The organism is Paenibacillus sp. Z3-2 (genome assembly GCF_054161325.1).
This window is the reverse complement of sequence record NZ_CP096397.1, coordinates 1,549,369-1,561,970: the sequence shown is the minus strand read 5'-3', so window position 1 is coordinate 1,561,970 and position 12,602 is coordinate 1,549,369. Positions and strand designations below refer to the sequence as shown.

At 49.4% G+C, this 12,602-nt stretch carries 12 protein-coding genes and 1 riboswitch; of the genes, 3 read left to right on the top strand and 9 right to left on the bottom strand.

The features are described from left to right. Nucleotides 1–28: 28 nt before the first annotated feature. The 7 genes from M1D71_RS06765 to cobD form a co-directional block, all read right to left on the bottom strand. Entirely contained in the window at nt 29–832 is an 804-nt protein-coding gene (locus M1D71_RS06765; RefSeq protein WP_458125785.1) for an ABC transporter ATP-binding protein, read from the bottom strand. Further along, nucleotides 829–1,875 carry a FecCD family ABC transporter permease gene (locus M1D71_RS06760; protein ID WP_458125784.1) on the bottom strand — a complete coding sequence of 349 codons (1,047 nt, stop codon included), beginning with the start codon at nt 1,873–1,875 and terminating at the stop codon, nt 829–831. The genes M1D71_RS06765 and M1D71_RS06760 overlap by 4 nt, the downstream gene beginning before the upstream one ends. After that, complete coding sequence (locus tag M1D71_RS06755; RefSeq protein WP_458125783.1) at nt 1,872–2,870, bottom strand: ABC transporter substrate-binding protein; 999 nt, start codon at nt 2,868–2,870, stop codon at nt 1,872–1,874. Before M1D71_RS06755 ends, M1D71_RS06760 begins: the two co-directional genes overlap by 4 nt. Before the next feature lie 444 nt (nt 2,871–3,314). Next, nucleotides 3,315–3,461: riboswitch (cobalamin riboswitch) on the bottom strand. 139 nt (nt 3,462–3,600) lie between these two features. Next, complete coding sequence (locus M1D71_RS06750) at nt 3,601–4,260, bottom strand: histidine phosphatase family protein (protein WP_458125782.1); 660 nt, start codon at nt 4,258–4,260, stop codon at nt 3,601–3,603. Further along, nucleotides 4,251–5,231: an adenosylcobinamide-phosphate synthase CbiB gene (cbiB, locus tag M1D71_RS06745; protein WP_458127188.1), complete on the bottom strand. Its 981-nt coding sequence runs from the start codon at nt 5,229–5,231 to the stop codon at nt 4,251–4,253. Before cbiB ends, M1D71_RS06750 begins: the two co-directional genes overlap by 10 nt. A 44-nt stretch (nt 5,232–5,275) precedes the next feature. Continuing rightward, nucleotides 5,276–6,097 carry an adenosylcobinamide amidohydrolase gene (locus M1D71_RS06740; RefSeq protein ID WP_458125781.1) on the bottom strand — a complete coding sequence of 274 codons (822 nt, stop codon included), beginning with the start codon at nt 6,095–6,097 and terminating at the stop codon, nt 5,276–5,278. After that, nucleotides 6,078–7,232 (bottom strand): threonine-phosphate decarboxylase CobD, encoded by a 1,155-nt coding sequence (gene cobD, locus M1D71_RS06735; protein ID WP_458125780.1) that lies wholly within the window; start codon nt 7,230–7,232, stop codon nt 6,078–6,080. Before cobD ends, M1D71_RS06740 begins: the two co-directional genes overlap by 20 nt. Before the next feature lie 219 nt (nt 7,233–7,451). On the opposite strand from cobD, the gene M1D71_RS06730 reads away from it, so the two are divergent. Both M1D71_RS06730 and M1D71_RS06725 read left to right on the top strand, forming a co-directional pair. Further along, nucleotides 7,452–8,456, top strand: a complete 1,005-nt coding sequence (locus tag M1D71_RS06730; RefSeq protein WP_458125779.1) for a lipoate--protein ligase — start codon at nt 7,452–7,454, stop codon at nt 8,454–8,456. Nucleotides 8,457–8,737: 281 nt separating this feature from the next. After that, complete coding sequence (locus tag M1D71_RS06725; RefSeq protein WP_145320352.1) at nt 8,738–9,541, top strand: Cof-type HAD-IIB family hydrolase; 804 nt, start codon at nt 8,738–8,740, stop codon at nt 9,539–9,541. Nucleotides 9,542–9,688: 147 nt separating this feature from the next. On the opposite strand, the gene M1D71_RS06720 is transcribed toward M1D71_RS06725, so the two are convergent. Both M1D71_RS06720 and M1D71_RS06715 read right to left on the bottom strand, forming a co-directional pair. Then, entirely contained in the window at nt 9,689–10,000 is a 312-nt protein-coding gene (locus M1D71_RS06720) for a hypothetical protein (protein ID WP_458125778.1), read from the bottom strand. Nucleotides 10,001–10,036: 36 nt separating this feature from the next. Then, a complete protein-coding gene (locus M1D71_RS06715) occupies nt 10,037–10,975 on the bottom strand; it encodes a DMT family transporter (protein WP_458125777.1) in 939 nt (312 codons plus the stop codon). Between the two features lie 119 nt (nt 10,976–11,094). On the opposite strand from M1D71_RS06715, the gene M1D71_RS06710 reads away from it, so the two are divergent. Beyond that, a complete protein-coding gene (locus M1D71_RS06710; protein ID WP_458125776.1) occupies nt 11,095–12,516 on the top strand; it encodes an aminotransferase-like domain-containing protein in 1,422 nt (473 codons plus the stop codon). The last annotated feature ends 86 nt before the right edge of the window (nt 12,517–12,602 follow it).

The following is a 12,602-nucleotide window of genomic DNA, read 5'->3' as shown; positions in this document are numbered from 1 at the left end:
CTTCAAAATATGGGTTGCCCCGCTTCATTCATTCCTTCTCCCGCCGCAGCAAGAGCTGAGGTATTCCATTATCAGGATGAATCACCATCGCAGGTTTCACGCGAAAGATGTCCTGAATAATGTCCTCGGTCATCAAGGTGTGTGGGGTTCCATTCCCCACCACTTTGCCTTCTCGCAGCGCCAGAATGTGATCGCAGAACTGCGCAGCCAGATTCAGATCATGCAGCACAGCCACAATCGTAATTCGGTTCTTTTGCCGCCACGTCGATAATAACTCCATAAATTGCAATTGATATTTGATATCCAGAAACGTAGTGGGTTCATCCAGCAATAATAACCTGGGCTCCTGAGCCATGACCTTGGCAAGTGCCACCCGTTGTCGCTGTCCTCCACTTAGTGCATCCAATGGCCTTTCAGCCATATCCGTCAGTCCCAGCTCCTCCAGTACCCGGTCAACCACAGCCGCTCCATCTGCTGATTCTCGCCCAAGCCAATTCTGATATGGATAACGCCCCATCTCAACGATATCCCTCACAGGATAGGAAATTGCAGGCAAACCATCCTGTTGTAACACAGCGATCATGCGTGACAGATCTTTCCGACTGTATGAGGCAATATCCCGGCCATCAATATGTATACTGCCTGCGCTTGACTGTTCCGTACCGGCAAGGAGCTGGAGCAGGGTAGACTTGCCACTGCCATTTGGACCGACGACACCCCACCAGTCCCCCTCCGTAACCTGCCAGTCTACCGCGTCCAGGGCTTGATGACTGCCATACAATTTACCTGCCTCACTAACCGCGATCAGAGCTTCGCCCAAACCAGCAATCATGGCATCATCCCCTTCCGCAGTTTCTTATTCCGGTGTAGCAGATAAGCGAAGAATGGTGCACCTACAAATGCCGTCACCACACCGAGCGGAATTTCGGTCGGCGCCAGTAAAGATCGGGCGATCGTGTCTGCCCAGACCATGAAGATGGCCCCGCCAATAGCAGACAGAGGCACCAGCAATCGATAGTCAGGCCCCACAAGCAGCCGAAGAATATGCGGGATTACCAGTCCTACGAAGCCAATAACGCCGGATACGGAGACCGCTCCTGCGGTAAGCAGTGTTCCCACAGCAAGCACCGACAGCTTCAGCCGATCGACGCCAACCCCGATATGCGCAGCTTGACGTTCTCCGAGCGCCAGAACATTCAAGGAACGTGCCCGACTCCAGAGAAAGATCAGCCCGAGCAGAAAATACGGGAAAAGGATGGCCGTATACGACCACCCACGCAGAGCCAGACTTCCCATCGTCCAGTATATAATTTCATTAATGGTCTGTTTCGACATCGTCGACAGGAAGGAAACCACCGCTCCCAAGAAACTTTGCATCACTACACCAGCCAGAATCAGGCTATGCGTTGGTATTTTCCGTCCTTCACGAGCCAGTGACATGACAAACCATAATGTCAATACACCCGTCAAAAACGCCACCAGTGGCAACGTCCAGATTCCAATCAGTGCATACTGCAATCCGAAGAAAATCAGAAAGGCTGCACCCACCGAAGCACCGGATGATACGCCCAGGGTGAACGGGTCTGCCAGCGGGTTCCGAAGAACCCCCTGAAATCCCGCACCGGCAATCGCCAGCGATGCGCCCACGAGCACGGCAAGCAGTACACGTGGAAATCTGACTTTCCATATAATCTGTTCGGCTGCTGCACTCCAGTCGGGCGTGATCCAGTCTCCCACCCATGGCAAGTGATGAAGCAGGATACCCGCAATGTCACGAATAGGCAAGGAAACCGAACCGATGCCCGTGCAGATGAGCACGGTTAACACGAGCAGCGTGATCCCTGCCGATGCGTACACGGCCAGTTTTTTACTCATTGGAACAGGTCAGGATAGATCGCTTTGGCTACTTCTTTCAGACCTTCGGTTACTCGTGGTCCCGGACGGCTGAGCAGGTTCGCATCGAGGCCAATGACTGCATCGTTCTTCACAGCCGTAATTTGATCCCAGCCACTGCGAGCTTTAATGATTTGATCCAGTGTTTTGGAGTTATCATCAATGACATCATTCGCATACAGAATCACATCCGGGTTGGAGGCAATCACATTTTCTTCGTTGATCTGGTACCAGCCTTCTTTGTCCGAAGCAATATTGGTTCCTCCGGCTACCGTGATCAGTTCATCCATGAACTCACCTTTACCTACCGACCAACCTGGGGAGAACTCAACATATACATTTTCCTTCTCTTCCGGCTTAACTGCACTCACCGCTTCAGTTACATCAGTCACATCCTGTTTCATCTGTGTGATGATCTCTTGAGCTTTTTCTTGATGATCGGTGATTTTACCGAATGTTTCGATATTGTTCATTACATCATCGATCGATTTTGGATCGGTTTTGAAAATGGTAATGCCCAGATCACGCAGCTTCTTCACTGCATCTTCGCTCATCGAGATACCCGTGAATACGATATCGGCTTCTGCGGCAATGATGGATTCTTCATTCGGCTTGGATATACCACCCATTTTCGCTTTGGTTGTTGCGGCTTCCGGATAATCATCGTAGTCGGATACCCCTACGATCTGCTCGTCCAATCCGAGTGCAAACAGGGACTCTGTTTCAGCTGGTGACACGGAAACAATTTTGGCTGGTGCCTGTTCAAATGTAAACGACTCACCCGTTGCATCGGTTACCGTGAGTGGATATTGTGTTTTGAGATCCGTTTGCGCTTGGCCTTGGGACTGCTCCTGTGCCGGTTGCTGTGAAGTACCTGTGCCCTCTTTTGTTGTTGCATTGCCACATCCGGCCAAAGCCAGTGCCAGTGCCGCTGCACTCAGCAGTGACGCTACGCTTTTCCAATTCTTGAAATTCATTCTGTTATTCTCCCCTTCTCTATTTGTGCTATTTTCTTGCATCATCCTTGAACTCTTACTACCCTTGCCTTGGTGTTCCTGTATAAGGTTTGAACTGCAATATTTACACGCTAACGGAGAGTGCAGAACCGATCTGAAGAAACGAAGTGTTCGCCTAAAGCTTTCTGAAAGAAAGCCACATCGGAAGCATAAGCTATCACCGGATTTTCCGTTTCAAAAAGGGAATCAAAAAATCTGGGGATAACAGCGATCGGAAGATGGTACTGCAATCGGAGTGACCTCGTGTAAAAGTTCGGTTCATCTTACATGAACAATAAAAAATCCCCAATCCTTACGTCTAGGATTAGGGATGACGTCTCGCATATGGCGATCTGTACATGTCCAACGTATTGTTGTGCATGCACATAGAACTGCCCGAAACGCTGTCCTTTCCTCGAAGGAACACCGGTTTGAACGTCCAGGGCAGGTAACCTGACTTACAGGAATTGTTCCTGATTTACAGTGGCGGGACCGTGCCGGACTTGCACCGGCTTCCCTATTTCACCCGTATGCCATCCATGACTATATTGAGCCATGAACCATTACTGCACGCACGCGGGACCCTTGGTCGCTGATATGGATTAACCATTCAAGTGAGCAATCTGCATTCATGTGCAGGCATTATTGCCTGTCACACGAAACTACAGTGCTGTCACACTTCTGTTGTGATTATAGGTTATATTGCACATCCTTACAACCCGATTCCCGGAAAAGCCACCCTCGTGCCAACCCACTGATCTCCATGTTGTTCCAGCCGTACCTGTATCGCTTGCCCCGGAATCACCTGCGTATCCCAGAATCCCAGATCGGCAATGAGACGAGATAATGCATACCGGATTACACCGCCGTGCGTAACAACAATAATCGTTGGCACGCCAGCCTCACGAGATTGCATCGACGAACAATCCCCCCATAAGCATTCTTGCAGAAATGAATCGATCCGCACAGTAAATGCCTGCCATGACTCCCCTTCTGGCGGGGTGACGTCCTGTGGAGCATCGATCCAATCCCGGTACTGTGGGTTGTTCTTGAGTTGATCGTACGTCAAGCCTTCCCATTGACCAAAATCAACCTCTCGCAGGCGCGGGTCCAGCTTGACCTGCTCCAATGGATAAGGCCTGATCTGTGCAAGCGTCTGCTGACAACGGAGCAGATCACTGCAATATACCGTATCCCACGAGACGTTGCTTAATTGCTCGCGTAGCGAAGCCAGTTCTCTTTCTGCATCCGGGAGCAAAGCGATATCGGTATGCCCCAGATATTTTTTTTCCACATTCCACGCGGTAGTACCATGACGTATAAACAGAATATTTCGCTGCTGTGATCCATTCAGCCCTACAGTTACTTCCATAGCAACGTACCTCCAGCAAGCCATATTCCCAGCGTCACCAGTGTACACAGGATTACAAAAGAACCCGCCGACCAGAACATGAGACGTGTCGTTCGCACGATATCCTCTGCTGCCATAGGACGTGTCGCCTCACCCATATAGGCACGAAAAGAAGCTATTCCGTGATACACGTTATGTCCCCCGAGTCTGATCCCCAGTGCTCCGGCCACCGCCGATTCGGGAAAACCACTGTTCGGACTTGGATGCAATCTGGCATCCCGGGTCACCATACGTGCTGCGCCTTTGGCATCCAGTTTCATGACCCATGCACCCACGATCAGAAGGATGGCGGTGAGCCGTGCGGGAATCCAGTTTGCCCAATCATCCAGACGGGCGGAAGCCCAGCCGAGATACAGATACTTCTCATTTTTATAACCAACCATGGAATCCAATGTATTCACGGCACGATAGGCCATCGCAAGTGGCGCGCCACCAATTAACGCATAGAACAAAGGGGACACGATGGCGTCCACAATATTCTCGGCTACCGTCTCCACCGTTCCTCGCACAACCTCCGGTTCATCCAAATGAGCTGTATCACGTCCAACAATCATGCCAAGTGAACGTCTTGCAGCAGGCCAATCCTTCTGAATTAGATGGCGATATACCTCCATGCCTGCATCCTTCAAGCCCTTGGAAGCAATCGTCGTCGCAATAAGCACGATTTCAGCTACTACCGCTACGACAGGATGAATGAGACCCAGCACATATACGAATGCCCAAGTGATTACAAACGCCCCACCCGCAATCAGCAGCGGAAATAATAGACCGGCCCTCTTCAGCCCGGAATCCGTGCTCACACGGGAACGAATACTACGCTCCAGCGCAGAGATCGCTTTCCCCATGCCTATAACAGGATGAGGAATCCAGCGTGGATCACCGATGCATCGATCAAGTATGTATGCCCCTATCATAATCCAGGCACCCGCCATTCCCGTCCAGAAGGGCCATGAGACAAGTTGTCCAATCTGAAATGTCATAACACCCTGTTCCTCTCTTTCCACTGCTGTCCGGCTTGCAGGCTTTCCGTGATCGTGTCATAGACCAACCTGCCAATGGCCGCACCAACAACCGTCGCCGTTCCTGCGTAAGCAATTAGCGGCTTGTGCTCGTCCACCTGACTCACCGCAAGTACAATAGCATCCGTTGTCGTCCCTGTGGCCAGCAGCCCGTTCTCCGAGTCCGAAACACCGAAATCAGCCAGCGCCGCCGCTTTGGCCTCTACCGCAGTCTGGACGACATTCACCATCGCTCCAGATGTCATGCGTCCGTTCAACCATAACATGACATTAATCGTGCCCGGGATGTAGGGCTTCATGAAATAAGATTGGGTTGTTGATTTTAAAGGTCTTACAGCAACAGTCTCGTTTCCCTCCGTATCAAATACGGTTCTTACGGAACCTGCCCGCGCAGCATTGGACACCCCGGCTGTTGTACAACACAGAACTCCGAATTCCTCACTGGCGTATTCCTGAATGGAGGTATGCTCCAGTCTAACCGCTGTCAACAGTCCCGCACATTGATTAAGTTGCTCTTGCCATTCATTCAGAGAACGTTCGATATCACAGGGTGGATCATCACAGCGATAATGCCGATCCACATAGATGTTAAATATCCGATCCAGTTCGAGCATCCCGCCGCCATACACCGCACTGGAAAGCGCACTTGCAACAGAAGGACTTGCAGCTCTGATATGTTGATCGTGTGCAGTAATCTTCAGCCCGGGCCACGAAGAGGAACGATATTCGTTCTCGTCCGCCTGTGCATTCTTGTAGTAATTATAAAACGCCAGTGTCATCGCACGTTCCCCCTGCTCCGATCATGTGTCGCTTGTGGTATGGCTGCTCCATTACACTTCCTAACACTTCGAGTAAGCGCTCGTTGGCCTCTGCATCCTTTACTGCCAAGCGAACATGTCGCTCACCAAGTCCTGGATACATGGCACAGCTACGGATCAGAATCCCACGCTTACCCAAAGCCGCCTGCATGGATGCCGCTGTCCAGGGCTCAGGCAGTTGGATCAGAATAAAATTGGCTTCTCCCGGCGTTACCACACAACCATATGACTCCAAACCTTCCGTTAAACGCGCGCGTTCCCGTACGATCTGTGCCAGCGTGTCCTGTTCGAATCGTTCTCCGCTGCGCAGACAGGCTTCACCTGCAATCAACGCCAATCCATTCACACTCCAGGTCACTTGTTTCTCCGTCATGGCACGAATCCATTCTGGACGTCCCAAGGCATACCCCAGACGCAGACCGGGAATGGCATAAAACTTCGTCATCGATCGGATGATGATCACCTGTGGATATTCATCCAGTCTGGGTGCAAGGGATTGCCGCCTTGATTCGGGTATGAAATCCATAAATGCCTCATCGATGACCAGGACAGTACCTGTTTTCTCTGCTTTGCGGGCAAGACGATGCAGTACCTCCACCGGGTACTGTACGCCATTCGGATTGTTCGGCTGACCGAGAAACAGCAGGTCTACCTGTTCCATCAGTCGTTCAATGTCCTCAGGTTCAGCACGCCACTCCAGCTCCTCACGTCCCTCCACATGCTGGACTTCCGCACCGAATTGTCGCGCTAAAGAACGATATTCTGAAAATCCGGGTTCCACTGTGCCGACCTTCTTCGGAGCAAGTCCGAGCAAGATTAGTGCCATGCTTTCGGCAGCGCCATTGCCCACCGAAATATGGTCCTGTGGCACACCCAAACGTTCACTGAGTAATGATTTGAACCCACGATGACCCGGATCAGGATAACGAAGAACCGACTGCAATCCTTGCTTCAAAGCCTCCAACACTTCCCTTGGCGGGCCCAATGGATTGATATTTGCGCTAAAGTCGAGAAAATCTGCAGCATTGCCTCCAAACCGGGATGCGGCCGTCTCCACGTCACCGCCATGTCCGAAAACTTCGATATAACCGGTCATTCTTCCGTCACCCTTTCTACATGTCCTTTTTATTATGGATGGCGTGGGAGGTACGGGTCAATCCCGTTTTAGGTGTGTTCCTTCCAATCCCGGCAAACTTGTCCTAATTCCTTTGTGTCCCATCCACAATTCGTTTACAATAGAGAAGGAATTTCAGTCTGTACAGCATCACTACATAAGGGATCTTAATCCCTCACATATATTAATGGAGGAATGACCATGCTGTTTGTTGATAACCAGGGCATTACAGATCCGTCTGTAAACCTCGCGATTGAGGAGTATATTCTGAAGCATCTGCCGATGGAGGATGACAGCTACCTGCTGTTCTATATCAATCGCCCGTCCATTATTATCGGAAAGCACCAGAATACCATTGAAGAGATTAACATCGAATATGTTCAGGATAACGGTGTACAGGTTGTCCGTCGTCTCTCGGGAGGCGGAGCAGTATATCACGACCTCGGCAACCTGAATTTTAGTTTTATTACAGCCGATGACGGTCAATCCTTCCACAACTTCCGCAAATTCACTCAGCCTGTGGTTGAAGCCTTGCAGGAACTTGGGGTTGATGCCGAACTAACCGGGCGTAACGATCTGCAAGTGGGAGAAAAGAAAATTTCGGGCAATGCCCAGTTCTCCACCCGCGGACGCATGTTCAGTCACGGAACATTGATGTTTAACCTGAATCTGGATCATGTACAGGCATCCCTGAACGTGAATCCCGAGAAATTCAAATCCAAAAGTACCAAATCCGTGCGCAGCCGGGTCGCCAACATTCGTGACCTGATCGACAGTTACCTGACGATTGAGCAATTCCGCGATGAGCTGTTGCGTCACATTTTCCGGATGGAGCCGCAAGACGTTCCGCAATATACACTCACAGAGAAAGACTGGGACAAAATCAAGGAAATCTCTGCCGAGCGTTATAGCAACTGGGACTGGAACTATGGTCTTTCTCCAGAAAGCAATGTGAAGCATACCCGCAAATTCCCTGTCGGCATTATTGACTTGCGCATGAACATCAAGGATGGACGAATTGAAGATATCAAAATCTTCGGCGACTTCTTCGGCGTAGGCGATGTGGCGGATATCGAAGATATGCTGCGCGGCAAGCGTTATGAGGAATCCGAGGTGCGGATTGCACTTGAGGGACTGGATGTAAAACACTACTTCGGCAACTTGGAGCTGGAAGAATTTATCGGCCTTGTTTTCCTGGAGGAGTAGGTTTTAGATGTAATCATAGGTTTAGAACGAAGTCTAACTTTACACGTTAACGGAGAAGACAGAATTCATCGGAAGAAGCGAAGCGTTCGCCTAAAGCTTTTTGAAAAAAAGCTACATCGGAAGCATACGCTTATCAACGGATTTCCCCTTGGGGGAATGGAATCAAAAAAATCCGGGGATAACAGCGATCGAAAGATGAATCTGTATTCGGAGTGGCCTCGTGTAAACCTTATTTTTTCGTTCGTTAGTATAGATACAGATAAAAAAGGAGAGAAACTCAGATGACCTACAAATTAATTGCAATCGATATTGATGACACTCTGATCAACGACAACAAGGAAGTTACCCCTGCTACGCAGACTGCACTGGAACAAGCGGTTGCCCATGGTGTAACTGTAACGCTGGCGACTGGACGTGCTTATGCTTCTGCACAAGCGCTTGCTCGTCAAACTGGTCTTAACGTGCCGATCATTACGTATCAAGGTGCATTGGTGAAAAACTTGCTGGACGAAAAAGTACTCTATGAGCGTTACGTTCCACAGGAGGCTTCCCGCAAATTGTACGACTATTGCCTGGAGAACAATCTCCACCTTCAAACGTATATCGATGACAAGTTGTATGCTCGTGAAGAAAACGACAAACTGCGTGATTATGCCAAATTGAACGGCACACAATATTACATCGAATCGGATTTCATCAAAGTAATTGAACAACAAACACCGAAACTGCTCATCATCGATGAGCCGGACTACTTGGATAAGGTTGCCGTTGACCTGCGTGAATTGCTTGGTCCACAAGTGCATATCACGAAGTCCAAACCTTACTTCTTGGAGATCATGCACAATGAAGGAACTAAAGGCCACGCCCTTACATTCCTCGCAGACCACTTTGGTCACCAATTGAGCGAGTGCATTGCCATTGGCGACTCATGGAATGACCATGAGATGCTCGAAGTTGCAGGACTTGGTGTAGCGATGGGCAACGCAATCCCTGCTCTTAAAGAGCTCGCTGATTACATTACGGCGAGCAATAACGAAGATGGCGTAAAAGAGGTTATCGAGAAGTTTGTATTGAACGCAGAGTAAGGTTCAAGCGAAGCATTTTCGCACAAAATGTGTTTTGATCAAAACACAAAAAACAACAGCCCTGCACAACGTTAACTCCTTGTGCAGGGCTGTTCTTATTTTCAAACCAATCAATATGCCACCCATATATTTTGCAATCACATTCGCCTAATCTCTTCTATTCCTGTACTTCTCTTCGAATTCCTGATCTCGTTCCCTGATCTCCTGCATCATCGTGCTTTTAGGAAGTTCAGAAACGAAAACAGTCAACAACAGCAACGCCCCCACGAGAAATAACAGGATGGCCAGCACATAACCAACCCAACCATGAGTCTCAGACACGGCTGCAAAATACTGCCCCCACGTATCAGACCAAACCATTACGTTTGGGATATATATAACGGTCGCAATATGGATTGCACCATACAGAAGAATGCCTGCAAATAACAATATTGCTCCAAGTTTTTGTCTGTTATCCATGTTCCTTCCTCATTCCTGTGCAGAATTACATATCACCTATTTTAACATAGATTTGGAAGTTTGAACCAATGGATTAGAACGCCTTTTTTTACCCATCCACCCCATCACTTTCTCGTTCATTGCCAGCAGACCTGTAACGACCAGTGCCACACCGATCCACGTAATCCAGCTGACATGTTCATTATAGACAACAGCACCCAGACCAACCGCAATCGGCGGGGAGATGTACAGCCATGTCGCCGGGAACAGCGGATTCGTGCGAGACATGATCCAGTAGAACAGGCTGTGACCAACCATCGAGCCAACTACCGTCAAATAAATCACGGACGAGATGGCAGGCACCCAATCCAGCGGTGACATATTCCAGGATTCTGTCACCGCTGAGAGCAAGGTTAACAACAGTCCTCCATACATCATCTGTACTGCGTTAATCGCTACGGGATTCGCTTCTTTGAACTGATTAATAACCTTCTTGGAGTATAGTGCGCCTGCTGAATAACACACTTCTCCCACCAGAACGGCAATACAGCCCCATAGCCATAGTGGACTTCCACCAATGGACACACCCGGCAGAACCACAAGTACCACTCCGGCAAAGCCGATCAGACATCCCATAATCATGCGTGCAGATGTTTTTTGTCGCAACAAAGCTGTCTGCATCAGCATAATCATGAGTGGACCTGTGGCTGACAAAATTGCGCCAACCCCCGAACTCACATATTGTTCAGCCCAATATAAGGTCGCAAATGTACCAAACGTCAGTCCTGCACCTGTAATGAGCATTTCTTTACGCCATAGCAGGGAAATATTGACCTTCCCCTTCATCCACATCCATGCAAACATCAAAGCCCCTGCAACGATAAAACGGAGTCCAGCGGACAGAAAAGGCGGCATGCCTGCCTCCACTCCAATTTTAATTGCCAGAAACGTTGTTCCAAATATAAGACACATTACGGTAAATGCGATCCCAACCATGCTAGCCCCTCCTTCATCTGTTCTCCATCATATAGCACTGTCTACAGAACAGAATGAACAAAACAGAACAGTTATCTTCCTTTGCTGTTACAATAGAGTTCAAAAGGAGCGTGAGCCGGGTGGGCAAAACCATGATGATGACAGATAACAGCCTGAAACTATATGAGCAAGTCATCCATTATCTCGTTGTTCGTATAGAAGCGGGAGAGTGGGCTGAACATGAAAAACTGCCATCTGTACGAAGCCTGTCCGAGCTACTCGGGGTACATCGTCTCACCGTTTTCAAAGCATATCAGGAGTTAAAGGAACGCGGAAATGTGTATGTAAAGGATAAGTCTGGCTATTATGTCAGTCCAGCGACCCCATTCTCTGTAACAGATCGGGCGGATGATCCTGCTGTGTCTGCTTGGCTGCATTGGGATTCACTAGCGCGGGTACAGTCTCTAGAAGCAGAATACCAGTTTTCCAAATCGTTAATCGATCCCTCTCTGCTGCCCAACCGGTATTGGGGAGAACTGATGCGTGATCTGCTGGATCAATATCCCCGTTTGCTCGGAACGTATTCCACGATTCAGGGAGATCTGGAATTGCGAAATGCGCTGGCAAGCCATCTAACGAAAAAAGAACGCTTCTATCTCTCCGCAGACGAAGTGCTCATTACTTCGGGGGCCCAGCAGGCCATTGATGTGATCTCCCGCAGCTTGGTCAAACCCGGTGATCGTGTTCTGATGGATAGGCCCACGTATGGGCCTGCAATGGAAATTTTCCGTAAACAAGGTGCTCGTCTGATCTTTACGGATATTCACTCGGAAGGGTATGATCTGGAGCAGATTGAGCATCTGATGAAAACGGAGAAACCACGCTTATTCTATACGACGCCAACTTTTCATAATCCAACCGGCATTAACGTTCCAGTAGAACAGCGCAAGCAGTTACCGGAACTTGCAGAACAGTATGGATGTTTTCTGCTCGAAGACGATAGTACCTACGACATCTTTTTTAAGGAGAAACCCCCTGCACCCATTTTCACCTATGACACCACCGGACACACTCTGTACATTCGCAGTTACAGCAAGTATGTTGCACCCGGGCTGCGGATTGCAGCCATCATATGCCGCCAGCGATTCATGCCAGGACTACAGGCTGTAAAATCACTGACAGATAACGGATCGCCCCTTCTGAACCAGAAGCTTTTTCTCCGTTATTTTCAGTCAGAACGCATGCATCAGCATCTGTCCAAACTGCGGACCGCCATTCAGCTACGGATGGAAGTAATGGAACAGTGTCTGCTGGAAACGGACTGGACGTGGACCCGGCCTGAGGGCGGACTCAACTTTTGGGCGGAGCTTCCTGAGGGCGTGGATACCGGAAGACTGCTTCACCGATGCATGGAGCAATCCGTTGCCTTTGTACCCGGAACCGTATTCGATTCTTCGGATGATTCAGCTAGCCGCAAGCTGCGTTTGTCCTTCTCTTATGCGCATGAGCAGCAGATTCGGGAAGGCATGAGCAGGCTCATTACGCTGGCAAAAGAAATGTAACGTTTGGATTCCCTGGAACTGACGTCACTCCAAAGAATATCAAGTGCAATTGCCCTCTCACCCTGCTACATCAAAAAAAGTCGCCT

Excerpts from the sequence above, each read along its gene's own strand:
- M1D71_RS06765 (WP_458125785.1), bottom strand. The coding sequence starts at position 832 with ATGATTGCTGGTTTGGGCGAAGCTCTGATCGCGGTTAGTGAGGCAGGT.
- M1D71_RS06760 (WP_458125784.1), bottom strand. The coding sequence starts at position 1,875 with ATGAGTAAAAAACTGGCCGTGTACGCATCGGCAGGGATCACGCTGCTC.
- M1D71_RS06755 (WP_458125783.1), bottom strand. The coding sequence starts at position 2,870 with ATGAATTTCAAGAATTGGAAAAGCGTAGCGTCACTGCTGAGTGCAGCG.
- M1D71_RS06750 (WP_458125782.1), bottom strand. The coding sequence starts at position 4,260 with ATGGAAGTAACTGTAGGGCTGAATGGATCACAGCAGCGAAATATTCTG.
- cbiB (WP_458127188.1), bottom strand. The coding sequence starts at position 5,231 with ATGGCGGGTGCCTGGATTATGATAGGGGCATACATACTTGATCGATGC.
- M1D71_RS06740 (WP_458125781.1), bottom strand. The coding sequence starts at position 6,097 with ATGACACTGGCGTTTTATAATTACTACAAGAATGCACAGGCGGACGAG.
- cobD (WP_458125780.1), bottom strand. The coding sequence starts at position 7,232 with ATGACCGGTTATATCGAAGTTTTCGGACATGGCGGTGACGTGGAGACG.
- M1D71_RS06730 (WP_458125779.1), top strand. The coding sequence starts at position 7,452 with ATGCTGTTTGTTGATAACCAGGGCATTACAGATCCGTCTGTAAACCTC.
- M1D71_RS06725 (WP_145320352.1), top strand. The coding sequence starts at position 8,738 with ATGACCTACAAATTAATTGCAATCGATATTGATGACACTCTGATCAAC.
- M1D71_RS06720 (WP_458125778.1), bottom strand. The coding sequence starts at position 10,000 with ATGGATAACAGACAAAAACTTGGAGCAATATTGTTATTTGCAGGCATT.
- M1D71_RS06715 (WP_458125777.1), bottom strand. The coding sequence starts at position 10,975 with ATGGTTGGGATCGCATTTACCGTAATGTGTCTTATATTTGGAACAACG.